This is a genomic window from Sphingobacterium puteale (genome assembly GCF_050986225.1).
Taxonomy (GTDB): domain Bacteria; phylum Bacteroidota; class Bacteroidia; order Sphingobacteriales; family Sphingobacteriaceae; genus Sphingobacterium; species Sphingobacterium puteale.
Genome location: NZ_CP158959.1, coordinates 6,291,910 through 6,316,889, shown reverse-complemented (window position 1 = coordinate 6,316,889; position 24,980 = coordinate 6,291,910). Strand labels below are relative to the sequence as shown.

21 protein-coding genes are annotated in these 24,980 nt (G+C 41.4%); 11 read left to right on the top strand and 10 right to left on the bottom strand.

What is annotated here, in order from left to right; genetic code table 11:
* Window positions 1–10: 10 nt before the first annotated feature.
* The 3 genes from ABTV71_RS26190 to ABTV71_RS26180 all read right to left on the bottom strand — a co-directional run bounded on the left by ABTV71_RS26190 (window position 11) and on the right by ABTV71_RS26180 (window position 3,254).
* Window positions 11–427 (bottom strand): OsmC family protein, encoded by a 417-nt coding sequence (locus ABTV71_RS26190; protein ID WP_121120698.1) that lies wholly within the window; start codon window positions 425–427, stop codon window positions 11–13.
* Window positions 428–683: 256 nt separating this feature from the next.
* Window positions 684–2,027, bottom strand: a complete 1,344-nt coding sequence (locus ABTV71_RS26185; protein ID WP_121120697.1) for an SGNH/GDSL hydrolase family protein — start codon at window positions 2,025–2,027, stop codon at window positions 684–686.
* A 6-nt stretch (window positions 2,028–2,033) separates the two neighbouring features.
* Window positions 2,034–3,254 (bottom strand): OmpP1/FadL family transporter, encoded by a 1,221-nt coding sequence (locus ABTV71_RS26180; protein WP_433901605.1) that lies wholly within the window; start codon window positions 3,252–3,254, stop codon window positions 2,034–2,036.
* 146 nt (window positions 3,255–3,400) lie between these two features.
* Between ABTV71_RS26180 and tpx the strand changes: the two genes are divergently transcribed.
* Complete coding sequence (tpx, locus tag ABTV71_RS26175) at window positions 3,401–3,901, top strand: thiol peroxidase (protein ID WP_108634842.1); 501 nt, start codon at window positions 3,401–3,403, stop codon at window positions 3,899–3,901.
* A 93-nt stretch (window positions 3,902–3,994) separates the two neighbouring features.
* On the opposite strand, the gene ABTV71_RS26170 is transcribed toward tpx, so the two are convergent.
* Window positions 3,995–5,167 carry a trans-sulfuration enzyme family protein gene (locus ABTV71_RS26170; protein ID WP_108634843.1) on the bottom strand — a complete coding sequence of 391 codons (1,173 nt, stop codon included), beginning with the start codon at window positions 5,165–5,167 and terminating at the stop codon, window positions 3,995–3,997.
* A 64-nt stretch (window positions 5,168–5,231) separates the two neighbouring features.
* Here ABTV71_RS26170 and ABTV71_RS26165 point away from each other — a divergent pair, with 64 nt between their 5' ends.
* Window positions 5,232–5,966, top strand: a complete 735-nt coding sequence (locus ABTV71_RS26165) for a hypothetical protein (RefSeq protein WP_433901604.1) — start codon at window positions 5,232–5,234, stop codon at window positions 5,964–5,966.
* Between the two features lie 159 nt (window positions 5,967–6,125).
* Here the strand turns inward: ABTV71_RS26165 and ABTV71_RS26160 are convergent, their stop codons facing one another.
* A complete protein-coding gene (locus ABTV71_RS26160) occupies window positions 6,126–6,614 on the bottom strand; it encodes an META domain-containing protein (RefSeq protein ID WP_121120694.1) in 489 nt (162 codons plus the stop codon).
* A gap of 417 nt (window positions 6,615–7,031) precedes the next feature.
* Here ABTV71_RS26160 and ABTV71_RS26155 point away from each other — a divergent pair, with 417 nt between their 5' ends.
* Both ABTV71_RS26155 and ABTV71_RS26150 read left to right on the top strand, forming a co-directional pair.
* Window positions 7,032–8,915, top strand: a complete 1,884-nt coding sequence (locus ABTV71_RS26155; RefSeq protein ID WP_433901603.1) for an alpha-L-fucosidase — start codon at window positions 7,032–7,034, stop codon at window positions 8,913–8,915.
* Window positions 8,905–11,244: a glycoside hydrolase family 95 protein gene (locus ABTV71_RS26150; protein WP_433901602.1), complete on the top strand. Its 2,340-nt coding sequence runs from the start codon at window positions 8,905–8,907 to the stop codon at window positions 11,242–11,244. Before ABTV71_RS26155 ends, ABTV71_RS26150 begins: the two co-directional genes overlap by 11 nt.
* Here the strand turns inward: ABTV71_RS26150 and ABTV71_RS26145 are convergent, their stop codons facing one another.
* Window positions 11,245–11,454, bottom strand: a complete 210-nt coding sequence (locus ABTV71_RS26145) for a hypothetical protein (RefSeq protein ID WP_433901601.1) — start codon at window positions 11,452–11,454, stop codon at window positions 11,245–11,247. It lies immediately after the preceding gene.
* Between the two features lie 100 nt (window positions 11,455–11,554).
* Between ABTV71_RS26145 and ABTV71_RS26140 the strand changes: the two genes are divergently transcribed.
* From ABTV71_RS26140 to ABTV71_RS26130, 3 genes are all read left to right on the top strand, one after another.
* On the top strand, window positions 11,555–12,415 hold the full coding sequence (locus tag ABTV71_RS26140; protein WP_121120690.1) for a helix-turn-helix domain-containing protein: 861 nt from the start codon (window positions 11,555–11,557) through the stop codon (window positions 12,413–12,415).
* A 161-nt stretch (window positions 12,416–12,576) separates the two neighbouring features.
* Window positions 12,577–14,295, top strand: coding sequence for a M64 family metallopeptidase (locus tag ABTV71_RS26135; protein WP_433901600.1), 1,719 nt, complete (start codon window positions 12,577–12,579; stop codon window positions 14,293–14,295).
* Window positions 14,296–14,370: 75 nt separating this feature from the next.
* A complete protein-coding gene (locus tag ABTV71_RS26130; protein WP_433901599.1) occupies window positions 14,371–15,816 on the top strand; it encodes a hypothetical protein in 1,446 nt (481 codons plus the stop codon).
* 180 nt (window positions 15,817–15,996) lie between these two features.
* Here ABTV71_RS26130 and ABTV71_RS26125 read toward each other — a convergent pair whose 3' ends face one another.
* The 4 genes from ABTV71_RS26125 to ABTV71_RS26110 form a co-directional block, all read right to left on the bottom strand.
* The gene (locus ABTV71_RS26125) at window positions 15,997–17,466 is read right to left on the bottom strand and encodes a glycine--tRNA ligase (protein ID WP_433901598.1); all 1,470 of its coding nucleotides are present in this window, start codon (window positions 17,464–17,466) and stop codon (window positions 15,997–15,999) included.
* A 134-nt stretch (window positions 17,467–17,600) separates the two neighbouring features.
* A complete protein-coding gene (bcp, locus tag ABTV71_RS26120; protein ID WP_121120687.1) occupies window positions 17,601–18,062 on the bottom strand; it encodes a thioredoxin-dependent thiol peroxidase in 462 nt (153 codons plus the stop codon).
* A 130-nt stretch (window positions 18,063–18,192) separates the two neighbouring features.
* Complete coding sequence (locus tag ABTV71_RS26115) at window positions 18,193–19,917, bottom strand: M23 family metallopeptidase (protein ID WP_121120686.1); 1,725 nt, start codon at window positions 19,915–19,917, stop codon at window positions 18,193–18,195.
* An 11-nt stretch (window positions 19,918–19,928) separates the two neighbouring features.
* On the bottom strand, window positions 19,929–20,540 hold the full coding sequence (locus ABTV71_RS26110) for a fumarylacetoacetate hydrolase family protein (protein WP_433901597.1): 612 nt from the start codon (window positions 20,538–20,540) through the stop codon (window positions 19,929–19,931).
* Between the two features lie 483 nt (window positions 20,541–21,023).
* Here ABTV71_RS26110 and ABTV71_RS26105 point away from each other — a divergent pair, with 483 nt between their 5' ends.
* The 4 genes from ABTV71_RS26105 (at window position 21,024) to ABTV71_RS26090 (ending at window position 24,654) form a co-directional block, all read left to right on the top strand.
* Window positions 21,024–21,662, top strand: a complete 639-nt coding sequence (locus tag ABTV71_RS26105; RefSeq protein ID WP_121120684.1) for a DUF6266 family protein — start codon at window positions 21,024–21,026, stop codon at window positions 21,660–21,662.
* A 33-nt stretch (window positions 21,663–21,695) separates the two neighbouring features.
* Window positions 21,696–22,361 carry an HAD family hydrolase gene (locus ABTV71_RS26100; RefSeq protein WP_121120683.1) on the top strand — a complete coding sequence of 222 codons (666 nt, stop codon included), beginning with the start codon at window positions 21,696–21,698 and terminating at the stop codon, window positions 22,359–22,361.
* A gap of 81 nt (window positions 22,362–22,442) precedes the next feature.
* The gene (locus tag ABTV71_RS26095; protein WP_121120682.1) at window positions 22,443–22,931 is read left to right on the top strand and encodes a gluconate 2-dehydrogenase subunit 3 family protein; all 489 of its coding nucleotides are present in this window, start codon (window positions 22,443–22,445) and stop codon (window positions 22,929–22,931) included.
* 7 nt (window positions 22,932–22,938) lie between these two features.
* A complete protein-coding gene (locus ABTV71_RS26090; protein ID WP_121121242.1) occupies window positions 22,939–24,654 on the top strand; it encodes a GMC oxidoreductase in 1,716 nt (571 codons plus the stop codon).
* The last annotated feature ends 326 nt before the right edge of the window (window positions 24,655–24,980 follow it).

Here is a 24,980-nt window from a genome sequence, read left to right as displayed (position 1 = left end):
TATAAAAGTATTAGTTTATTTTTAGCGAATAAGTGATATTGATACCACCTGCTGCAAGCATGTCATGTACCGAACAATATTTTTTCACGGCCAATTCAGCGGCTTTTGCGGCTTTCACTTCATCAATATCCCCCTTTAGGAAAAAGTTGATGTGGATATCGGTGAATATCTGCGGGATTTCTTCGCGACGTTTTCCTTCTACTTCCACTTGGATATCGTCAATTTGCTGGCGTTGTTTGACCAATATACTGTGTAGATCAAAAACGCTACAAGAACCCAATGCCATCAAGACTAATTCCATGGGGCGGACACCTTTGCCTTCGCCGCCGATGGCTTCAGAACCATCGATATTCACTTTGACAGTAGATAATTCACTGCTGGCTTCGAAATGCACAGCTTGATTGACACGGTTTAATTTGACTTTCATAAGAATAATTATTTACGCGTATTGTATTTGTTTTTGCATCTCTATTGCCATAAGTACTGGTTTTCATTGTGTTGTCTTCTTATACAGATTTGTCTGACCCAGCTTTTGAAGCGAATGAATGTTAAACAAACATAAAACTTTTTGAAGTCGATGAATGACTTCGTATAACAAAAATACGCATTGTTTTACAAAAAAAGGTCATCTGAATGTTCAATTCAAATGACCTTTTTTAGATCCTTTTGGCTAATTTATAGCACTAAGGTAAGGCAACACCGCCATACTGGCTGACATTTACTTTTCCTAATTTAGTGCTATATTTCGCATTGATGGCATCAACAAAAACATTAGCCATAATGGCATAACCCATAGGCGTTAAGTGGACCCCATCCAAAGAGAAGATATTACCGGTGATATATTTATTGCTGATGGCTATACCATTAATCTGATAACCCGATTTTACTTTGTTCAAGAAACTGTAGATATCCGCCACAGCAAGCTTTTTACTGTCTGCAACCTGTTTGATTGTTGTGTTTAGCGCAACAATACGATCTTGGACCATTTTTGCCTCAGATTCATCCAGGACAAAATTGTCACCAACAGGATTTTGTATAAATAAACCATAAGGGTACGGATTTACAATACCTGTTGCTGGGTCTTTGAGGTCTTGTCGGCCCAATAAACCTGCCGATGAAAACGGTAAGATAAACATATCTTTATCCGTTGCTGCCCTTGTAACTGTCTTTGTTTTGATATAAATATCGCTAAAAGGATCTTTCCCCTGTTCCTTTAAGGCAGCGTTCACCCCCGCCAGTAACGCTTGACGTGTTACTGTCGTGAAATAAGGCACTGCCGTCACGTCCGGAATGGTAGCGACAACCCCTTTCTGTTCTTTGCTTGTCAATTTGGTTATGAATTCGGTATAAAGCCCTGCAAATGTTTGCTCGGAAATCAGGGTATTTGTGGCGTCGGTCGTCACAGCACCATTTGTGGCATAGCCCAGCACGTCGTTATTTCCTAATGAGAAGGAAAAGAACGTATGGTCTTTGGTCGTTGCAAAATCTACATACTTTTTGGTTCCCGTTTCATTGTCCGGTAGCAAACGCTCAAAATAGGGATTTAATGCACCCATACCCTGAACAAATGCTAGATCCAATCGCATGCCCGGGACACCTAGATTATTAATGGGGCCGGTGTATTTGATGTAAAGTGGTTTTTTGTCTTCGGTCTGACCACGGATGGCAAGATGGTCAGTTACGGTGCCTAATTCAGGTTGACCATTGACCAGTGCTTTTAAATATAAAAAACCGCTGCCATTATAGTTTTCCGCAGGAAAATAAGGCTGTAGAAACTCTCCTCCGCCTACTTTTTTCATCTCTTGCGCGAGCATATTTGGGAAAGATTGTTCCTGCCCCTTCAGACTAAGGCCACTGTTGGCGTAACCAGCAGTCAGGGAGTTACCGACAGCAATATATTTGCTGAAATCCACATTTTCAGGATTTCCACCTTTGGTATCTAGGTCGATAGATGGCTTACAGGACGCAGCCAATGCCAGCGCCACAAAACCAATATAAAGCTTAATATTTTTTTGAAATCTTTTCATAATATATTACCATTTATAGGTGAATGAAATTGAAGGGGCGTGAATGTTTGTCTTGTAAGCGCCCTCGATTTGTGTGACCGGGCTTGTGACAGTGCGCTCTTTCAATTTTTGTAAAACATAAGCTGCGTGAAGACTGAATTTGTCGTTGATGGCGTAAGACAAGCCCAGCGCACCCATGAGCCGGTCGTTGTCCGGAGTCTCTGCATAAACATAGTCTTTGCCAACCGGTGTTTTTACATAACCCACCCCGGCACGTACAGCCAACTTTTCGTTTGCTTTATAATTCACCCCAACTTTCCCTGAAAATGCATTTTTATAATTTTTTATCTGTTCAGTATCCTGCAGCAGCGGGGTATTGTCTGCATAATCAAAGACCAGTTTTTTATAAATGTTGTATTGAATAAAAGTTCCGTCGGCAACAATATCTACCTTGTCACTCACCGGAACGGAGAGGCCGAGGTTAAGTGATGCCGGTAAAGGAAGTTCTGCGCTGAATTTGGTATCGGAAAACGAGGCTGCAACAGCATCAGGCACCGTAAAATCGGCATCACCCTTTTTCAGCTTTGTAACGACTTTTGAACGGTAAGATAAAGAGATCGCGACGTTGTTGTCAAAGTTGTAATGCGCGCCGACGTTGTAACCTATACCCGTACCCGTACCCGTTAATTTGGCATGTGCAGAGGATCCGTCAGGTAAAAACAGAGGTAGCGACCGTGCAAGATCGACCATGCCAATGTTGTAAACAAAACCAGCACCTACGCTGAAGTTATCCGTAAGTTTATAACTGATGGTAGGCTGGATATAAATCGCGCGCAATTTTAGGTGGTTGAGCTCGTATTTTCCAGGCCAACTGTCTCCCCAGTCCACTGCTCCGCCGTAAGGTGTATATACACCAAGACCAGCCTTCCAACGGGCGTTGTCTGGCCCAAATGTAGCAAAAACAGAAAAAGGAGGAGTCACTTGCGAGCGCGTGTTATACACTTGATTGCTTCCTGATTCTTTGAAGGCTGATCGATACATTACTGCGGATATGCCTGCAGAAACTGCATTGTGGTCCATTTTTGCCAGACCTCCCGGATTGTAGAATATACTTGTTTCGTCTGTGAAAAGCGCAGATCCGGCACCAGCCATGCCTAATGCCCGTACGCCCTGTGTATTCACTTGAGACCCTTGTGCAAAGAGCAGTGATGGTGATGCACAAAGTATTGAGAATAATAATTTCTTCATACTAGTGTTTATTGTTGGTTAACGTTCCTCTTTAAAATACAATGCTAACATAGTAAATGTTTGGCTAATATTAATAAATGTTGTGTAATATTTTTTTTGCTCGTACCTTTAAGTGCAAGGAAACTAAAATTAAACAATCATATTTTATGGCTACAATCACTTTTAAGGGCAATCCAGTGAATACTAAAGGCAACTTACCACAAGTTGGTGAGCAGGCGCCTGATTTTAAATTAACTGCAGGCGATCTTTCCGATAAATCTTTAGCAGACTTTAAGGGAAAAAAAATTGTGTTAAATATTTTTCCAAGTGTGGACACCGGGACCTGTGCGGCTTCTGTACGTGCATTTAATAAAGAAGCATCGCAATTGGACAATACGGTTGTACTATGTATCTCGAAAGATCTACCCTTTGCACAGGGGCGTTTTTGTGCCGCTGAGGGCTTGAACAATGTGGTGACATTATCCGAATATAAAGATTCGAATTTCTCTGATGCCTATCAATTGGCAATTGCTGATGGACCTTTAGCAGGTCTATTGAGCCGTGTCGTGATTACCTTGGACGAGAATGGAAAAGTATTGTATGAAGAACAGGTAGCGGAAATCGCTGACGAACCGAACTATGCGGCTGCCATTGCTTCATTGAACTAAATAGGAGAATATTGGAGATGAGGAATGAGTCTCATATCTTGATACCAAAAACCAAATAAGCAAAAAAAGCGTGCTTCAGCACGCTTTTTTTGCTTATTTGGTTTTCTCTAAAGCCTGTAAGATATCATTGATAATATCTTCCTGATCCTCCAAGCCAACAGATAAACGGATGCTGCCCGGTTGTATGCCCAGGTTTAAACGCTCGTCTTCTGATAATTTGGAATGCGTCGTAGACGCTGGGTGCGTAGCGATTGATCGCGAGTCGCCTAAGTTGGATGTATATAATATCATTTCCAGCTGGTCAACAAAAGCTTTCGCACGCTCAAAACCACCTTTGACAACCAGGGTAACTATGCCGCCACCGGCTTTCATCTGCTTTTTGGCAAGTTCATATTGTGGATGGCTTGGCAAGAAAGGATATTTTACATCTTCAATCTCGGGATGATTTTCCAATGCTTGCGCCAGTGCAAGTGCATTTGAGCAATGACGGTCCATGCGGATACCCAAGGTATCCAAACTTTTGGAAATAATCCATGCATTAAATGGTGACAATGCTGGGCCGGTGTGACGGATAAAAAACATCAATTTATCGATCAATTCCTGTTTCCCAACCACGATACCCCCTAAAACACGACCCTGTCCGTCCATATATTTGGTGGCCGAATGGATCACCAAATCAAAACCATATTGAATCGGTTTTTGAAGATATGGTGTCGCAAAACAGTTGTCGATCGAAAGAATGATATTCGGATATTTTTCTTTGAATTTGCCCAACCATTCCAAATCTACTAATTCAAGTCCTGGATTAGATGGCGATTCCAGAAATATAATCTTCGTATTAGGCTGTATGGCCTTCTCCCACTCCTCCGGATTAGCCGCATCTACGTAAGTTGTGGTAACACCCCAACGTGGAAAAAGCTCTGTAAACAACTGATGGGTAGATCCGAATATTGCTCGCGAAGAAACGATATGGTCGCCACTTTCAATAATTGCAGCAAAGGAAGCAAATACTGCAGCCATACCCGATGCAAAGGATAAACCTGCTTCAGCACCTTCCATAATACAGACCTTGTTGATAAATTCGGAAGTATTGGGGTTGGCATAGCGGGAATAAATCATTGCATCTTCTTCTCCAGCAAAGACCGCCCGACCTTGTTCAGCGCTGTCGAAGATAAAACTTGATGTGAGGTATAAAGGAGTCGAATGTTCGCGAAGTGCTGAACGATCGACCTGTTCACGTATGATTTTAGATTGATCTTTTTTCATGATGTGTAAAGTTACGAGATGAAATTTTTAAATTCGTATAATTCGCAATGAAATGCCCTATTTTATGAAAAAAATATATTTGTTTTATTTCCTTGGAATCTTCCTTTTTGTTTCCTGTTCAAAAGATGAAGAAATGAATTTAGGCCAAGGGATTAAGGAAATTCCGATTTATTATTTGGAGTTACCTATAATTCCTACCCCTACAGTAAACGAAATAAAGTTGAGTTATAAGGGGCGACAACTGACCAGCATTATTGGTGGGTTTGCATTTATGCCTAGCGCTGGTGTACCCAGAACAGTTTTTACAGATAATGTTTATTGGGATGTTGTTGTAAAAGGAAATCGAGTGACGCTAGAAAAGAAGAGTTTTGATAAGGCGATCACCTTTTCAAATAGACAAGAACTGCGCTATCAGGGAAATAAAATCGTTGAACGAAAAATTTTCGAAAATACCAATACGCCCATAATCCACAAGTATGGATATAATGATGATTTATTGAAAGAAGAGCAAATGTTTAGGGACAGTCAGTTCTTATCCAGCAGAACATTTTATTATAATACAGCAGGAAATCTTGATAGTTTGGTTGTAAGTCATGGTTTTTATACACATAAGTCTGTTGAGATATTTAGTGACTATGATCAAAAGCCGAATAGAATAAAAGGGCTCATGGTGTTGGAAGAACTTTTACCAAGAGCCCTTTCTCAAAATAATTACCTAAAAAAGTCGGTCATATCTATTGCTGAATCTGGCGAGCGGGTGCTAAGACAAGAACAGACATGGGAACCACAGCTTTTTTAATAATCTCGCATCGTGTTTCACTGGGGAAGACTACCCAAAAAGTAAAATCAGTTGTAGATTGGATCGTTAAAGAAGAAATTATAAGCGGTATGGGTAACATTAACGGAAAAAGGGATGATCATTAGACATCCCTTTTCTCACTTTTCAATGGATAAAATCTTATTTTTTTACAAATTGCATCACGACAATATCGCCTGAGATAAATGTCAATTCATTATCTCTGACATCGAAGTTTGTCGTAGATTTTAAGCCATTCATAAATTCATTGTAAGCCGCATTTTCACAGTGCATCATCGTAGAGATCAATTTATCCCCGATTTTAATGGAATTGCCTTTCTCACTTTCATAAGTGCCACCGATGCCGTTGCATCCGTTGTTACCTTCTACTTTGTGGTCTTTGGTTGTGAATGTCAATGAGGGAACTTTGTCTTTGAAGAGGTCTTTGAGTCCTTTTCCTGCTGTTTCGGGTGTCGTAAGTGACTTAAGCTCCCAAGTTCCCTCCAGCGATGCATTATCGACCACGCTTGGTTTTTGAACCGTGGTCGCGGTGTCGCTGGTTCCTGTCACTTCAGATTTTTTTCCTGTTGTGTTGCATGCAACAGTTGAAAACGCCAATGCAACTGTTAAAATCATTAAATTTACTTTCATAATTATTTTTAATACTATATAAACATTCCTTTTATGCCCCAGATCGTGTAATTATCATGCCAATCTTGCCCAAATGACATGCAGCCACCTGCTGTAATACAGCTAACTTCTTTATCCTCTATAAATAACAGATCGGTATTTTTTGTTTTCACCTCAACGCTGAAATAAGTTCAGTTTGATGGATCATACTAAAAAAAAAAGCACAACGATAATACTGTGAGATATTATTTTACTCTTTTAAGGAAATGTTTTATATCAATCGATTGATATGATTCAATAAGGGCAATTTTTTGCCCAGCATGCTTTTGGGCTGTTTTTTCGCCCGCTTTGAGTACGCAAATGTTACACGGATAATTTTATGAAACTTCTTATATTAGGACTTTACAACCTAATTTTCGAGTACTTATAATAAAGAATATGTTCACAATCTTATTATCCTCCATCTTACTTTCCGGCGGTCATGTCGCAAAACCGGATACCTTAAAGCCTTATGGGGCTTTACCGACCGAACGTCAATTAAAATGGCAGGAGATGGAAACCTACTGCTTGATCCATTATACCCCGACAACTTTTCAAAATAAAGAATGGGGCTATGGTGATGCACAGCCGGCTTTATTTAATCCTTCGGCATTTAATGCAAATCAGATTGCCAAAGCTGCAGCAGATGGTGGTTTTAAAGGTTTGATCAGCGTCGCAAAACACCATGACGGATTTTGTTTATGGCCCACAAAAACGACCTCCTATAGTATTGCCTCCTCACCATGGAAAAATGGGAAGGGCGATATGGTCAGAGATTTTATGGAAGCGACACATCGCAATGGGATGAAATTCGGCGTGTACCTGTCCGCTTGGGACCGTCATGATGAACATTATGGTACACCGGCTTATGCAGATGCCTACAGGCAGCAGCTGACCGAATTGATGAGCAATTACGGTCCTTTGTTTACTTCTTGGCATGACGGTGCAAATGGCGGCGATGGCTACTACGGTGGACATGAAGGAAAACGGATCATTGACCGCACAACGTATTATGAATGGCATGAAAAGACTTGGCCAATTGTGCGCAAGCTTCAGCCCAATGCGGTGATATTCTCCGATATCGGTCCTGATATGCGTTGGGTAGGTAATGAACATGGCTTTGCCGCCGAAACTTCGTGGGCGACGTTTACTCCCATAGGACTCAATGGAAAGGTCGCGGTACCCGGTGCGACCGAATCGCATAATGCGGAATCGGGTGACCGGAATGGAAAATATTGGATCCCTGCAGAATGTGATGTGCCCCAACGGCCGGGCTGGTTCTACCATCAAGAGCAGAATAGTCGTGTGAAGACACCTGATCAGCTGTTTGAAATTTACCTTAAATCCGTTGGTCGAGGGGCCTGCATGAATCTTGGACTTGCGCCAATGCCTTCAGGTACACTTCATGAAAATGACGTGAAATCCCTACAGGCTTTTGGTAAAAAGATCAAAGAAACTTTCCGTACAAATCTGGCAAAAGGTGCAACCATTACAGCTTCAAATACGCGTAATGGTGAGTCCAAAACATATGCGACATCGTTGATTACCGATAATGACCGCTATAGCTATTGGGCAACAGACGATGCGAAAACATCGGCTACACTTGAAATCAAACTAAAGTCTGCTGCGACATTTGATCTTATTCAATTGCGTGAAAACATCAAATTGGGGCAACGGATCGACAGTGTTGTTATCGAGCAGTGGGCTGATAATACCTGGAAACCATTGGGCAGAGCGACCAGTATCGGTGCGAACCGCCTGATAAAACTTGAGCAGCCAACCACAGCGACACGCCTACGCTTACATATTTATGCTCCGGTAGCAATTACCTTGAGCGATTTCGGACTATTTAAGGAATATAATGAACCATTCGCTTTTGATACAAAAGAGCTTAAAAAACAAATGGACTTTAAATTGCAGGTAGGGACGGCGACCGATAAGGCCTATATTACCGACGGCAACCCAAATACCTTTGCAACTGTAGGGAATCAAGGTGTCCTGATCATTGAAACGAATGATGCTACCTCGGGTATCGGTTTCCTTCCACGTCAGGATAAAAAGAATGGCGGTATTCCGACAAAGTATGTCATATCTACCAGTACGGATGGCAAAAAGTGGACAAGCCTTAAGGAAGGCGAATTCTCCAATATCAAAGCAAATCCAATTTTGCAACAGGTATTTTTTGAAACAAACAACAATACCAAGTTTATCAAATTTGAACCAAAGCAATTTATTGAAGGTAATGAGCTGACAATTGCGGAGCTTGAACTATATGCGAAATAGAATTTTAATGCTTCTCGTGGTCTGCGTCTCGCAGACCACGCTTTTGTTTGCACAGCAAAATCCACTCGGTCTTTGGTATAATAAACCGGCCAAAATATGGGAAGAGACCCTGCCCCTGGGCAATGGGTTGATCGGGATGATGCCTGATGGTAATCCAGCGAAGGAAAAAATTGTACTGAATGAGATCAGTATGTGGTCCGGGAGTCCAGAGGATCCCAATAACTACGACGCATATAAAAATGTTAGTGCCATACAGGCTCTATTGAAAGAAGGTAAAAATGACGAAGCCGAAAAATTGGTTAATGAAACCTTTGTTACCAATGGGAAAGGTTCAGGCTTGGGAAATGGCGCTAATGTTCCTTATGGTTGTTATCAGTTATTCGGAGATCTACTTTTGCAATATCAACTGCCATCTTCTTCTATTGAAGACTATACAAGATCATTGGATCTGGCCACGGCGACAGCACAGACTACTTTTCGTATCGGAAAGACAAAAATTCAACGTACCTACTACACCTCCTTTGACAAGAATGTCGGTGTGATTCAATTGAATCAGAACAGCAATTCAAGACAGACGGTCGGTATTTCTTTCCAGCGGAAGGAAAATATAGACCGTTACACCCTGTTGGACGATGGAATTTTGGTTGAAGGGTCGCTGCCGGATGGAAAAGGGGACAAAAACCTCAAATTTTCCGGTCTGCTGAAAGTGCAGGGTAAAAATCTGAAGGTCAGTAAAAGAGATCAGGCCCTGGAAGTTTCTGCGGAGGGTAATCTCTCTATTTATTTCACGGCAAGTACCTCTTATTATGGGCAAGATCCAAACGTTACCGTGCGGACGACTCTTGCTGCCTTGCAGTTATCCAATGTGGATAAAATGTACAGTAATCATGTGAATGCGTACCAAAAGATTTTTAACAGGGTTGAACTTAACCTCTTTGGGAATAAATCAAATATGCGTGTTCCGACCAATGAACGAATCGCAAATTTTTATAAAGATCCAACGCAGGATCCGGATTTGGCGGCCATTTATTATCAGTATGGCCGTTATTTGAATATTTCGAGTTCGGCACCGAAAATTTCAAACGCCCTTCCGCCAAATTTGCAAGGGTTATGGGCTCATCAGATCCAGACGCCCTGGAATGGTGATTATCATCTGAATATCAATGCGCAGATGAATCACTGGGGTGTGGAGGTGAACAATCTCAGTGAATACCATCAGCCTTTTATTGAGTTGATCAAGCGGATAGCGAAAACAGGTGAGCAAACGGCGAAAGCTTATTATAATGCCCCCGGATGGGTCGTGTATATGATGACCAATGTTTGGGGCTATTCTGCTCCGGGCGAACAGGCTTCCTGGGGAGCTAGTACAGCCTCAGGCTGGTTATGCAACCACCTCTGGGAGCACTATCTTTTTACCGGCGACCAAAGATATCTGAAAGAGATCTACCCGATACTCAAAGGGGCAGCACAATTTTATGACCATACCTTGGTCCAGGATCCAAAAACAGGTTGGTGGGTGACTTCACCATCCGTGTCACCGGAAAATGCGTTTCGGTTGCCCAACGGAAAGGTAGCTGCGGTAGTGATGGGACCGACGATCGACAATCAGATTGTACGCGAACTGTATCAGGCAGTGATTCAGGCAGATTCTATTCTATCGATCAAAGATAGCTTTGCCGCCAGTTTGAAGGAAAAATTAAAAGAGATTCCCCCGCCAGTAGTGGTCGGTCAATCTGGGCGTGTGATGGAATGGCTCGAAGACTATCTGGAGATTGAGCCCAAACACCGTCATGTGTCGCATCTCTATGGCCTGTATCCTGCGGCATTTATTTCTCCTCAAACGACCCCGGCCTGGGCTGAAGCTGCACGCAAGACGCTGGCGGTAAGGGGAGATGAAGGGACAGGGTGGTCCAGAGCCTGGAAAATCTTGTTCTGGGCAAGATTACAAGATGGCGATCATGCCCTGGAAATTCTTCGTCAGTTGCTCAAACCTGCTTTTGCCAATGAAACAACATATCAGGGTGTCGGAGCGGGAACCTATCCTAACTTATTCTGTGCCCACCCGCCATTTCAGATTGATGGCAATTTTGGTGGTGCTGCCGGTATCGCAGAGATGCTGATGCAAAGCCACAATGGCTACATTCACCTGCTACCAGCCCTGCCTAAAGCCTGGTCTAAGGGACAGATCAAAGGACTGAAGGCCAGAGGAAATTACACGGTTGATATGAGCTGGGAAAATGGAAAAATTATCGCGCTTAGAATAAAAGGAAAAAAAGGAAATGTTCGCATATTTGAAAATGGAGTCTATAAGGACTATCAGGTTCGTTAACTATCTTTGTTTTCTACTTATTGTTCCGGGAGCAGCTGCTTGTTCCCGGAACGCAAACAAGCCAAAAAAGAAGCGCTGTTGAAACCATTCGCTTATAAAATCACTGCACATATAAAGGCCGCCAAAGGAAGGCCGGTGGCTGTTGATCAATCCACAGTCCTTCAAAATTTTGTCGCTCACTGGCGAAGTCCCCACTTTATAGCAGTTCATTGGTCAGGTCTAGGAGTTTTTTGGATAAAAATTAACAATTATTGTCTTAAAAAATGGTATATTTGAATTAACTGTTTAATATTTGTTATTTCAATAGACGATGAAAGTTGTTCAATTTACGGTTCCGGTGGTTTATCAAGGATCTATTTGTGTGCAGGAAGATATCTTGCCCTCCTTCTATAGTAATTACCATCGGCATAAAGAAATCCAATTGACCTATATCTTAAAAGGGCGGGGGACCTTTATGATCGGCAACTTTACACACAGTTTTGAAGAGGATGAAATCTATATCGTTGATGCAGATGAGCCGCATATGTTTAAAACCGGAGAGGATGTCAAGGATGGTATTCATGCCATACATATTTTCTTCGATTATGAACATTTTAAATCTTTTCTGGATTTCCCTGAATTTGATGATGTCAAATATTTTTTGGAACATATCAATGTCAGTAAGAAATTGGATGCTGAACATGCTGTCGCATTAAAAGATAAATTTGTCCAGATCAATACAAGTGCCGGAATAGACCGCTTGTTATCCTTTGTCAAGCTGATTAATTTTTTGAGCAAAAAGGTCGATCAATGGACCTCGTTATATACAGGTATCCCCCAAAGGAAATTTTCTGATGCCGAAGGTTTGCGGATCAATGAAATATTTCAATACACCTTTCAGCATTTTGGCGATAAAATCTCCCTTGAAGATATTGCCGCAGTCGCGCACATGACACCACATGCATTCTGTAAGTACTTTAAAAAACATACCCGAAAGACTTACGTCACTTTTCTGAATGAGATCCGGATTGAACGAGCCTGTAAGATGCTGATTGACGAATCATCTGAAAGCGTTTCCAATATTGCATTTAAAACAGGCTTCAACAACGTGGTCAATTTTAACAGGGTGTTTAAAAAGATTACAAAACTTTCACCTAGTGAGTATGTTCATGAGCATCGTATGCGCGATTAGGCGCCGTGGCTGTTAAATCTGAATGTATTTTAAGTGGAATGGGCAGAAAATTGCTGGTGAAACTCTGGGCAGTGGACAATATCGGAGAAGCACTCGGCAATAAAATTTAAAAATTAAGGGAGTGAAAACGCTAATTTTGAAGTCTAACGATTGTTACTCCGATGAATAAAAAATTAATTTTTATCCTGCTTGCGTTATTAGGCTATCTGATCCCGGCAACAGCCCAATCTCAAAATTTCAAGATTGACACCTTACAATATCAAGGAACAGCAAACAATATCGTGAACCTGGTTATTTTGGGCGACGGCTACACAAAAGATCAGCTAGAGGATTACGCGGCAGATTCCAAACAGTTCACAAACTATTTCTTCTCAATAGAGCCTTTTAAACAATACAGCAGTTTCTTTAATGTGTTTGCTATTCGGACGATATCCGAGGAATCCGGCGCCACCCATGACTGTAAAGCGAGTGACTGCGTACAGGGAGATACCGATCTCGGTAAATTTCCAAAACGCTATAATAAATTCACCAGAGATCATGCGGTACCGATTACGCATCCCAAAACAATTTTCGGCAGCAGCTTTGACAACGGCGGATTGCACCGTCTCGTGGTACCTCAAAAGAATGACCGTATTGAAGAAGTATTAAAAACACATATCCCAAACTTTACACAGGTGGTCATATTGGTCAACTCGCCATTTTATGGCGGATCGGGCGGAAAGTGGGCAACTTCAACGGTCAATTTCAAAAGTAATGATATTGCAGTCCATGAGATCGGACACTCCTTCGCCCAGCTGGCTGATGAGTATTGGGCAGGCAACCAATACGCCATCGAATCTGTCAATCGTTCCCAAACGGCTGATGTAAATGCTGTTCCCTGGAAATATTGGCTTGGAAAAGACGGCGTAGGTATCTATTCTTATGGCGGGAAAGGAGCTCCGTCAACTTGGTTCAGACCGCATGAATACTGCAAAATGCAATACCTTGTGGCCCCGTTTTGTCCCGTTTGTCAAGAACAGTTCGTGGCTTCAATCAAGCGAAAATCGAGTCCCTTTATTGCTGTAAAACCAATATTAAATAATGTGCTGACCTTAGACAGTGTGCAGAAATTTACTTTGCGCTTAGCTAAACCTTCACCAAATACATTTAAGCTGATATGGTCTCTAAATAATGAAGCCATTGCCCAAAATATAGATTCGATCTACCTGGATCCCGGAATGCTGCATAGCGGCGCAAATGAGCTGAAAGTAATTATTCAGGATACGACAGATCTGCTTCGGAACCCGAGCTATCTAAACTATAAAGATTCTATTGTATGGAAACTTAATCAGCTTCAATCCAATGCACTTGCCAAACCCATCAATCGCTGGACAGATACATTGGAAACCTGTTTTGGGGGCGATCAGGTACTTACAGTCAAAAAGCCCATCGCAGGACTTGAATATTGCTGGTATGAGACAGCGACCGGTACACCTATCGGGACCGGAACAAATGTCTTCATCCGAAATCTTTCGCAATCAAAAAAATATCATGTTGTCGCACATTGGAAAGACAAAGCCTCACAACCATCGGAAATCCTACTGAAAACACTGGCCAAAGTAGAAAGACCCAAGGACGTCCGTATCAGGATTGACAAAAAGAAAAATAAGGTGCAGTTGACTGTACAGGAAAAACCGGATACACGTTATAACTATATCTGGTTGAATGCAGATGGTAGCCCGATTTACGAATGGGATGCGTTCAATGGAGAATATGTGCGCCCAACGGGTGCAAATAATAAACTTGTTCTCGATCGCTCCGCGACTGTCCGAAAAGTTTTTGTCCAAAAAGTAGATAAGGTGACGACCTGCAAGAGTGATCGAACGGAAGTAATTTTTTAGTTACAATGATGATGACTAATGATTTATAAGTTAATTTTAATCTGCCGGTTAGTTAACTTATAAATCATTCATATTATGAAAACGAAAACCCAGTCTACATGGGGAATTTTTTCGTGCCTATTCATCGTGATTCTAGCCGTAACATCCTCCTGTAAGAAAAATGCAAAACTTCCTCCTGAAGAAAGCAATGAAAAAACACACGCAGTAACATTCAAAATCAAAGATTTTGAAACGATTGTAAGCCCCTTGAAAGCGCATTCGCTCAGGTCCAAAAGTGCGTCGGCCACCGGAAGTGTCACAGAAAATCAACTCCTCTACCATTGGAATTTTGATAATGGTAACGCTGACCCAACTATAGCGCTTGAGGATGCAGCTGCCATCGATTACAATAATGGTAAAACCGACTATAGCTATGTCGCCGGTTGGCCAACGTCCGGAAAAGGCATTAGCTTCAAAGGAGCCAGGGAGATTCTGATCAAGATACCGGCGTCGGGAATTGCTACTTTGGCAAATCTGACTTTTGATGCCAATAGTTCGGGCACTGGGCCCCGAGCTTTAGTGTTGAGCTATTCGACCAATCAAGGCGTTACATTTACCAACTTAGCCGATACCATTCATTACCCGTCAGATCTTGCTATTTCAGGTAAGCTAGCAGTGGAGCAATCGCTCCATTCGGTTACGCTAACTGCAGCTAAGGAATGCTGGTTAAAATTAACGCTATTTGCGGGAAATAGAAACGGCGGAAGTAACTACAACGAAAGTACGGGGACTTTTAAAATGGACAATGTCAAAATTATGGGAACGACCGATCAATCTGTTTTGCCTGATAAATTGTACTACCACATCTTTGACGCCAATACCAAACTGCTGGTGAAGACGGGGACACTCAATGCAAAAGAAAAGTTTAATGTCGCTTTGTCCAAAGGAACTTATTACCTGAGCCTGCTATCCAAAAATTCAGGTACACCGCTAATGATTCCGGCTTCGGTGACAGACCTGAGGAGTCTTTCGGTTTCAAATACTTTCAGTGAGCAGTCAGCTGTAGTATTTGCGGTACGGGATACTTTTGACGTGACGGAATCCCTTGAAAGGGTATTGACTATGGGCCGGATCTATAGTGAAGTTAAATTTGAATGTACGGATACCGAGGGTTTGGATCTTGTTGACAGTATTCAAATTAAACAACAGCATAATGCTTTCCTATATTATCCTTTCACAACGGTGGTGGATGAAAAATCAGATAATACCACGTTGAGCGTCATACCTAATTTTACTAATAATTCAAAAACCTTTGTATTTAATCAGTTCATGGGCGATGTCCCGGAAAATAAGATGGTTAAGTACGAGCTGCGTATTTTCAGAAAGGGGGAACTTGCGCGTACATTTGCGCTGAGCAGTGAGATTCGGAATAACGTACAGCTTCTATTCAAAGGAAAACTGCTCGATGGAATAAGTGAAAATCCGGGTTTTCAGGTGATTAAAAATGAAAAGTGGCGTGATAATGTCGTGGTAGAATACTGACCTTAAAAAATCAAACCAATAGGCCAATTTGAATAGATATAAAAAATAGGTGTGTCCGATCTTTTTGGATACACCTATTTTTTTGTTGTTTCCCAATGTTGTCTCTTATCAAAATTCAACTCTCGGGATTTTGCTGTTTGCCTTTTGGACCGCTTTTTTCTGTCAGTGGGCAAATTAAATTTATAGCAATTTTTTTAGCAAGGTATTCCAGCCCGCTAAATCATTTAAGATCCGTTCAAGATCAGCGATTGCTACGCGTTCCTGTTCCATGGTATCGCGGTGGCGGATCGTAACGGTATTGTCTTCCAAAGAATCGTAATCAACAGTAATACAGATCGGTGTTCCGATTGCATCCTGGCGGCGGTAGCGTTTTCCGATTGCATCTTTTTCGTCGTATTGAACATTGTAATCCAATTTCAACGTATTTAAGATCTCGCGTGCTTTCTCTGGCAAACCATCTTTTTTGGTCAATGGTAAGATTGCCGCTTTCACTGGTGCCAATGCTGGCGGGAATTTCAATACCACACGAGAATCTTGTTTTTCTGCTGTAGAAAGATCCTCTGTTACCAATGAATTACATAAAACCGTTAAAAATAGACGATCCAATCCGATGGAAGTTTCGATAACATAAGGAATGTAATTTTGATTGATCTCTGGATCAAAATATTGCATTTTCTTTTTGGAATATTCCTGATGCTGTTTCAGGTCAAAATCTGTACGGGAGTGAATACCCTCCACTTCTTTAAATCCAAAAGGGAAGTTAAACTCGATATCCACAGCGGCATTGGCATAATGTGCCAATTTATCGTGGTCATGGTAACGGTAGTTAGCAGGATCAAATCCTAACGCTAAATGCCATTTTAGACGTGTCTCTTTCCATTTGTTGTACCATTCCAATTCGGTGCCTGGACGGCAGAAGAATTGCATCTCCATTTGTTCAAACTCACGCATACGCATGATAAACTGGCGCGCGATGACTTCATTACGGAAAGCTTTTCCGATCTGGGCAATACCAAAAGGAATTTTCATACGACCCGTCTTCTGAACATTCAGGAAGTTAACAAAAATACCTTGCGCAGTTTCCGGACGAAGATAAACCTGATCTGCTCCATCTGCCATGGCACCCATTTGTGTGGCAAACATCAAATTGAATTGACGCACTTCAGTCCAATTCTTGGTGCCTGAAACCGGACAAACGATATTGTGTTCTTCAATGATTGATTTTAATCCCGCAAGATCATCAGCGTTTAATGCAGTATTCAACGCTTCCAAAAGCCCTGCTGCTTCTGCCGTTTTTCCATCTGCTTCATAACGTGCAATCTTATCTTCGATCAATTGGTCGGCACGGTAACGCTTTTTTGAATCTTTATTATCGATCATAGGGTCATTGAACCCATCCACGTGACCGGATGCTTTCCAGGTTGTCGGGTGCATGAAAATTGCGGCATCGATACCGACAATATTTTCGTGCAATTGAACCATAGATTTCCACCAATAAGTCTTTAGGTTGTTTTTAAGTTCAGAACCTAATTGACCGTAATCGTAGACGGCACTTAATCCGTCATATATTTCGCTCGATTGGAATACAAAACCGTATTCCTTCGCGTGTGATACTACACTTTTGAAAAAATCGTCTGTCTGTTTGCTCATAAGTGGCAAATATAGATATTAGTATTTAGATTTTAGATATAAGATTCTAGATATGAGATATTAGATCCAGATTGCGATCCAGATGAAGGTGACGTCATAAAATGGCATTCGAACCCCGACATCAACATAGCCCACTAAATGTTCAAATCACGTATCTGTTGGGATGCATTCTTGTTGTCCACTTTTTTGATGATGTGCTGAATGATACCCTGCTCATCAATCACAAAGGTCGTCCGTGCCGTACCCATATATTTTTTTCCGTACATGTTTTTTTCTACCCATACGCCATATGCCTCAACAAGGCTTTTGTCTTCATCTACAAGAAGTTGAAATGGTAACTCGTGTTTTGTGATAAACTTTTTATGAGAAGTCTCATTATCCACACTTACACCAATAATTTCAAAGCCCTCTTTTTTCAACGATTGATAGTTGTCCCTAAAATTGCAAGCCTCCGTTGTACATCCTGGCGTATTGTCTTTGGGGTAAAAGTAGAGAATTACTTTTTTACCTCTGAAATCCGAGAGATGGACCGTTTCACCATTTTGATTTTTTGCACTGAAATCCGGTGCTTGTTGTCCTATTTCTAGTGTTGCCATATATATAATCTATTTAGTCCATTAAGATACGATATTATCCGATAAAAATCCTTCATGGGCGCTATACTTGATCACAAAAAGATCAGGGAATAAAAGCCCATGGCGGAGGCAGCTCCCCGCAGGAATTAAACTATCTGCTGAATGAGGCTTCGTATGTTTTTAAATTTCCTTTATTGTCTTTCACTTCCAGTTTGAAGCTGTGGATGCCACTGCCGAGATTAGATTCGAAGTCATGCCACAGATGTCTTGTTTTGGGATCATATTTCATTAAAGCCCACTTTCCGTCGATATAGGCATCGAAGGTATCTATGCCCGAGAGATTATCGCTGATGGTAAAATCTATGGAGCGTTGACTGGATACATTCTTGCCGTCGGTCAGGTTCCGCGCAGTGATAGTAGGTGCAATCGTATCCACGGCAACATAGAACCCGCCAAATTCACGCACATTGGCGACAACCCAGCCATTTTCATATTTACCACCTTGCGCTCCGCCGTCCGTGGAGACGATCAGTGCCTTACTGTATAAACTTTCCGGTAAGCTATAGTCCGGCTTGATCATGAGTTTGTAATAGCCAAATACCGGTGTATAGCCATTGTGGATGTAATGCGTTGCCGAATAACCCTTAGCTGGTTTGCTCCCTTGGGAATAATTAAAATAAAGATCATTGTAAAGAATGTTTTTGCCCATATAGACGCGTGCATTTTCAGCCTCATATTTGTTTTCATCGGCATAATGAAACATTTTTAGCCCTTCAGCCGGCTTACGGCTGATCGCTAAAGACGGGTTGTTCTGTACTTTAAAATTGAGTTCGCTTTTATTGCCCTGCACATCCTTGACGACATATTTTATGTCATGGACTTCATTGTCCTTCAACTCGATCATACCCAAGTTGTCCAGGTGTTTATAGATCGTAATAGGATTATTGGGATCTTTGAAGCTTTTCTGTACGCGGACGCCCGATTTCTTGAGGTAGGGGTAGTCGACATAAGATTGAATCGCCCGGGTCTGGTCAAACGGGATGGCTTCGAATAGTACGGTACTGATATTTTTGTTGTCAAGAAATAATTCGATCGAATAAACGCCGTACGTAAAAGAAATACCGCGGCGTCTGTCTACGGTGTTGATGCCTAGTCCAAAGTTGCCATTGACCGGAATAGGGGAGCTAGATGCTAAACTATAATTGCCGTCACCAACTGATCGGATGGTCTGATGCCTACGTGGCGTATTCTCGTCAAAAATTTCGCGGCCGAGATCATAAACAGTTATACCACGGATCAATGGTTTGACACCATCGGGAAACAACAGTCCAAATAATTGTGGATTTAGAGGCAGTTGCGCTTTGGTATCCCGGATTTCAAAATGTAGGTGCGGTCCTGCTGAACCGCCTGTGTTTCCGGAATTGGCGATAAATTCACCTTTTTTGACGGGGACTTGGTCTGGTTTTAGAAATACATCGACATCAAAGCGTTTTTGTTTGTACTGCTCATCTTTTATAATGTTGGCAAGATCTGAATTAAAGCTTTCCAGATGCATATATACCGAAGTATACCCATTTGGATGATCAATATAAACATAGTTGCCACCACCGCCAATTTGTACCCGTACGCGTGAAACAAAACCTTCTGCCGCTGCATGGACGGGGATATTGATGCGTTGTTGCGTTCGGTAATCATCTCCACCATGGAAGTGTGTTGCACGTAACTCTCCAAATGATCCCGATGCCTGTGGAGCAATATTCATCGGACGTACGAAATAATTTTGCGGGTAGTTGCGACTTTTGATAATATCCTGTGCCTGGACAATGTTAGCGCACAAAGTCAATACACCTAATAAATATGCCGTTTTTTTTATCATGTCTACTTCCTCTATTTGATTTTGCAGCTAAACATTTTTTGTTGTCCGATATATCCTTCCAATAGATCCCCTATTGCCACAGGGCCAACACCAACAGGTGTGCCTGTATAAATCAAGTCACCTTTGCGGAGCGTGATAAACTTTGATGTATAAACAATCAGCTCTTCATAGGAAAAAATCATGTTCTTGGTGTTGCCCTGTTGCACCGTTTGTCCATTTTGTTGCAGAGAGAAATCAATCGCATACACATCCGCTAGATCTTCCTTTGGGATCATGTTGCTAATTACAGCGGAGTGGTCAAAGGCTTTTGCCAATTCCCAAGGAAGGCTTTTTGCTTTAAGTTCCTGCTGTACATCTCTTGCGGTGAAGTCGATTCCAAGACCAATGGCATCGTAATAAGTTGACGCAAATTTTGGCGTGACATGTTTACCTTCTTTACAAACGCGGAGCACCACCTCAGTTTCGAACTGGATGTTTTTGGAAAATTCGGGGTAATAGAAATCTTTGTTGTCCTTTAAGACCGCGGTGTCGGGTTTTAAAAATATGATGGGATTTTCAGGGACTGGATTATTGAGCTCTTTCGCGTGGTCGATGTAATTTCGGCCGATGGCAATTATTTTCATTTTGTAAGTCTTTTAAGGCGATGAAGCTTTCAGATTTTTTGCGCTATATTATGATGGTAATTATTCATCGTCTACTTTTTAGTCATTGATGAATTTATCATACTCATGCCGAATAAATCATTAAGATTTCATGCGTGTCTATTTTCTGAATGATATCGGAACATTTCTCAAGAGAACAACGAATTTATGGGCATAATATGCTCGCTCGGTTTCTTGAAAAAACAAACTTAGCAAATGTCCTAAGCTTATCCAAAAATGATCGACAACAACTGAGGATATCAGGCTTATAAGCTTATTTATTAATATAGGTTTTACTTAGGGTTTGTTTAGGTTTTAGTTAGGTTTAGTTTAGGTATTTTCTAACTAAAACCTAAATTAAATCTAAGCTAATATTAACTTAAATCTAGACTAATAAAAACTATAATACGAATTATTTGTTAAGCTGAAAACAGAGAAATGACAATTAAACCAAGAACTTAACAAATGGCAATATTAGAGGACGGCCCCAACGGTGGTTTTCGGGGCAAAGTAGGATCGGTATATGGATATAATCTCAAAGGACAATGGATTATTCGAGGTGCAAGGAGGAAAAGTAATAAACCTCCGACTGAAGGACAGCGATTACATCGCCAAAAACTAAAATTGGTAGGTGAGTTTTGTAGGGAAAATAAGCCTGTCTTCGATTTTGGTTATCGGTTAAAAAAAGACAAAGAATCTAGATATGGAGCATTTCAACTTGCTCAAAAACATGTTTTCAACGAGGTCGTGGCATTTGATGCTGATAATAATCCGGTTGTGAATTTTGAAAACCTAAAGGTATTTGCAGGAGAACTACTATCTCCAAAGCATGCAAAGGTAAGTTTGAATAATGGTCTTATAGATTTGGAATGGACGCCAAACTCTGCTTATAATGATGAAATCTATAAGTTGAATCTGGCATTCGTTAGCTTAAGAGATTTGAGTTCACTAAAGTTGGCAATTGCAAATGCAGCCGATGGGCATTGTTCAATGGAGGTGCCAATTGAGCTGAATTTGAACGCAGAGTATCATGTGTATATCGGTTTTTGGAATACATTTTACAATGAAATATCTGATTCCACTTATTGCGGGTTGCTTCGATAGGATTTTTCAGCCGACTTGTGTATCTTTAACACTATGAATAAACTACAAGCGGTATTGTTTGACTTGGACGGTACTTTAATTGATTCGGAATATTTCTATTTTAAAAACTGGGCGCCAATCCTAAAACAAGAATTTGATCTGGAGATCACTTATGACGATTGGATTCGTGATTTTGCGGGACATACCTTGGCGCATAACGTAAAACGTCTGGTCGAAGACTATGGATACGATACGACAGAGGAACACATGTGGAAAAGGACGCGTGCTGCTTATGCAGATTCCAATATGAGCGATATTGAGTTAATGCCTTTTGCGAGGGATATTTTAGTTTATCTAAAAGAGAATAACATCCGGATAGGTTTGGTGACCTCGAGTTACCGTAGTACGGTGGATACTGTTTTGGGAAAACATGAACTGCTGGATTACTTTGAGTTTTTTGTGACAAGAGAATGTGTGGAGTTCCCGAAGCCCAATCCGGAACCTTATCGTTTGGCGTTGACGAAATTGGGCTTAACAGGATACTCCTGTGTTGCGATCGAAGATACCATAACTGGAAGTAGATCTGCTTTAGATGCTGGTTTACAGCTTATTGCTGTAACCAAACAGGAGGTGGAACGTGCTAGACTAACAGATGTTGATAACATTGTGGAAAACTTAGAGGGGGTAAAACGGCTTTTATCGGTCTGGATTAAAGGGTAAACATATAATTTAATCGTTTTAGCATTTGTAATTTTATTCGGATATATGTAATATTACCGAATTGTAAAGGGAACTCAGATTATGAACCGTAGAACCGCAATAAAGCAATTTTTCATTATCGCAGGCGGACTGACAATTTTGTCATCCTGTCTAAATGATGGTGGGGCATCGATTGTGTTGAATAAGCTGAAATTATCAGCAGAGGATGAACAATTTTTAGGAGATCTTGTGGATGTGCTTATCCCAAAATCGGATACTCCGGGCGGGAAGGAGCTAAACCTGCACCTGTTTGTGGTCAAGATGGTGGATGACTGTGAGTCGCCAGAAAATCAGGAGAAATTTGTCTCTGGTTTTAATAAACTAAGAAAGCAACTTAATCTGGCCAATGCTAAGGAAACGGAAAATACCTTGGCCAACCTGACCGATAAGACGGATGAAAAGACTTTTTTTGAGATCTTTAAATCACGTGCGATCCAAGGTTATATGAATTCAGAATATGTGATGAAGAATAAGGTGATTTATAAGCTTATTCCGGGACCGTACAACGGTGCGGTCAAAATTAATGGATAAATCCAACATGGCGAATCTAAATATTGACAGTGAAAAAAATAGAACCTATGACGCGATAGTGATCGGTTCGGGAATTAGTGGTGGCTGGTCCGCAAAGGAATTGTGTGAGAAAGGACTCAAGACCCTGGTATTGGAACGTGGGCGTGATGTGCAACATATTAAGGATTATCCAACGACAAATATGATGCCCTGGGAGTTTGAACATCGCAATGAGATGCCTTATAAAGTGAAAGAGGAGAACCCTATTGTCAGCAAGTGTTATGCTTTTCATGAAGATGCCGCACATTTCTTTGTAAAAGATAAAGAGCATCCCTATATACAGGAAAAACCTTTCGACTGGATCAGAGGCTATCAGGTGGGTGGTAAATCCTTGTTGTGGGCAAGGCAGACCCAACGCTGGTCTGACTTTGACTTTGAAGGGCCAGCACGGGATGGTTTCGCGGTAGATTGGCCTATTCGTTATGCAGATTTAGCGCCTTGGTATGCTTATGTGGAAAAATTTGCCGGTATCGCCGGCGATCATGATGGACTTCCGGAATTGCCTGATGGTGAATTCCTGCCAGGATATCCGTTGAATATCGTTGAGAAATATTTTAAGGAAAAGGTACAAAAGAAGTTTCCAGAACGGAAGGTGATTTCCGCACGTTGTGCGCACCTTTCCAAACCCAACCAGATTCATATCGAACAAGGTCGTGTGCAATGTCAAAATCGGGTGCTCTGCCAGAGAGGATGTCCTTTTGGGGGATATTTTAGTTCCAATGCAACCACGATTCCATGGGCGGCGAAGACTGGAAATATGACCCTTCGTCCACATTCGGTGGTTCACTCTATCCTATACGATGAGCAAAAAGGAAAAGCGGTAGGCGTTCGGGTAATCGATACCAATACGAAAGAAGAGATTGATTTCTATGCAAAATTGATTTTTGTCAATGCAGCTGCGATCAATACCAATCTGATCTTATTGAATTCCAAATCCAACCGTTTTCCAAATGGCTTAGGTAACGATAGTGGGGTACTGGGAAAATATGTTGCTTTCCATAATTATAGTGCGCGTATCTATGCGGAATACGAGGGACTATTGGATTATACCGCAGAAGGCAGAAACCCTGCTGGAGGTGGATACATCCCTCGTTTTCGTAACCTGCATAAACAGGAGACAGACTTCTTACGGGGCTATGCAGCAGGTTTCGGTGCATCCCGCAGCAAAGAGTCTGATCGCTCAGGCCTGGGCTTGGGACTTAAAGAGAATCTGTTAAATCCGAAGCTTGGGATCTGGCAGGTAGGTTCGCACATGATGGGCGAGACCATACCAAAAGAGTCGGGTATGGTGTCCCTGGATGGCAGTAAAACAGATGATTGGGGCATCCCTTTGTTAAAGATTGCGGTGGATTATGATGAGAACGACGAAAAAATGAAAAAAGATTACATCGCCGTCATGACGGAGATGTTTACCGATGCAGGTTTCACGAATATTCGCCCAGATACACATTGGCAGGCTCCAGGGCTCGATATCCATGAGATGGGTGGTGCACGTATGGGACATGATCCGAAAACATCCGTCTTGAACAAATGGAATCAGATGCATGCGGTGAAAAATGTATTTGTGACAGATGGTGCCTGCATGACTTCGACATCAACACAAAATCCTTCATTGACCTATATGGCTTTTTCAGCGCGTTCGGTTGATTATGCGGTTAGCGAAATGAAGAAAGGAAACATATAATTTTAACGGAGAAAGATTTTGCAAATAAATCTTTCTCTGTTTGAATTTTTAATACTATCTTACAACCTAAACTAAAATTTTAAAACGCAAAAACATAATCAAGAAAGAAAAGAAATAACATAAACCAAACGAATAAATCAAACTAACATACCAATTTTTTTTGCAAGAAAAGCAAAAGCGATTTAGCATTTCTTGTGCCTATAGGAGCTTGATAAAATGGATTATAACCGACATTTTTGAGGCGATACTGTTAAATTGGAAGAATTCATAAGGGAAGGGCTAATCCCTAAAACCTTTTATTATAATCGATTACAGGGAAAACTAAA

Excerpts from the sequence above, each read along its gene's own strand:
- ABTV71_RS26180 (WP_433901605.1), bottom strand. The coding sequence starts at position 3,254 with ATGAAGAAATTATTATTCTCAATACTTTGTGCATCACCATCACTGCTC.
- ABTV71_RS26165 (WP_433901604.1), top strand. The coding sequence starts at position 5,232 with ATGAAAAAAATATATTTGTTTTATTTCCTTGGAATCTTCCTTTTTGTT.
- ABTV71_RS26190 (WP_121120698.1), bottom strand. The coding sequence starts at position 427 with ATGAAAGTCAAATTAAACCGTGTCAATCAAGCTGTGCATTTCGAAGCC.
- ABTV71_RS26155 (WP_433901603.1), top strand. The coding sequence starts at position 7,032 with ATGTTCACAATCTTATTATCCTCCATCTTACTTTCCGGCGGTCATGTC.
- ABTV71_RS26125 (WP_433901598.1), bottom strand. The coding sequence starts at position 17,466 with ATGAGCAAACAGACAGACGATTTTTTCAAAAGTGTAGTATCACACGCG.
- ABTV71_RS26145 (WP_433901601.1), bottom strand. The coding sequence starts at position 11,454 with ATGAACTGCTATAAAGTGGGGACTTCGCCAGTGAGCGACAAAATTTTG.
- ABTV71_RS26150 (WP_433901602.1), top strand. The coding sequence starts at position 8,905 with ATGCGAAATAGAATTTTAATGCTTCTCGTGGTCTGCGTCTCGCAGACC.
- ABTV71_RS26130 (WP_433901599.1), top strand. The coding sequence starts at position 14,371 with ATGAAAACGAAAACCCAGTCTACATGGGGAATTTTTTCGTGCCTATTC.
- ABTV71_RS26095 (WP_121120682.1), top strand. The coding sequence starts at position 22,443 with ATGAACCGTAGAACCGCAATAAAGCAATTTTTCATTATCGCAGGCGGA.
- ABTV71_RS26135 (WP_433901600.1), top strand. The coding sequence starts at position 12,577 with ATGAATAAAAAATTAATTTTTATCCTGCTTGCGTTATTAGGCTATCTG.
- ABTV71_RS26140 (WP_121120690.1), top strand. The coding sequence starts at position 11,555 with ATGAAAGTTGTTCAATTTACGGTTCCGGTGGTTTATCAAGGATCTATT.
- ABTV71_RS26110 (WP_433901597.1), bottom strand. The coding sequence starts at position 20,540 with ATGAAAATAATTGCCATCGGCCGAAATTACATCGACCACGCGAAAGAG.
- ABTV71_RS26105 (WP_121120684.1), top strand. The coding sequence starts at position 21,024 with ATGGCAATATTAGAGGACGGCCCCAACGGTGGTTTTCGGGGCAAAGTA.
- ABTV71_RS26160 (WP_121120694.1), bottom strand. The coding sequence starts at position 6,614 with ATGAAAGTAAATTTAATGATTTTAACAGTTGCATTGGCGTTTTCAACT.
- ABTV71_RS26100 (WP_121120683.1), top strand. The coding sequence starts at position 21,696 with ATGAATAAACTACAAGCGGTATTGTTTGACTTGGACGGTACTTTAATT.
- ABTV71_RS26170 (WP_108634843.1), bottom strand. The coding sequence starts at position 5,167 with ATGAAAAAAGATCAATCTAAAATCATACGTGAACAGGTCGATCGTTCA.
- ABTV71_RS26090 (WP_121121242.1), top strand. The coding sequence starts at position 22,939 with ATGGCGAATCTAAATATTGACAGTGAAAAAAATAGAACCTATGACGCG.
- ABTV71_RS26115 (WP_121120686.1), bottom strand. The coding sequence starts at position 19,917 with ATGATAAAAAAAACGGCATATTTATTAGGTGTATTGACTTTGTGCGCT.
- bcp (WP_121120687.1), bottom strand. The coding sequence starts at position 18,062 with ATGGCAACACTAGAAATAGGACAACAAGCACCGGATTTCAGTGCAAAA.
- tpx (WP_108634842.1), top strand. The coding sequence starts at position 3,401 with ATGGCTACAATCACTTTTAAGGGCAATCCAGTGAATACTAAAGGCAAC.
- ABTV71_RS26185 (WP_121120697.1), bottom strand. The coding sequence starts at position 2,027 with ATGAAAAGATTTCAAAAAAATATTAAGCTTTATATTGGTTTTGTGGCG.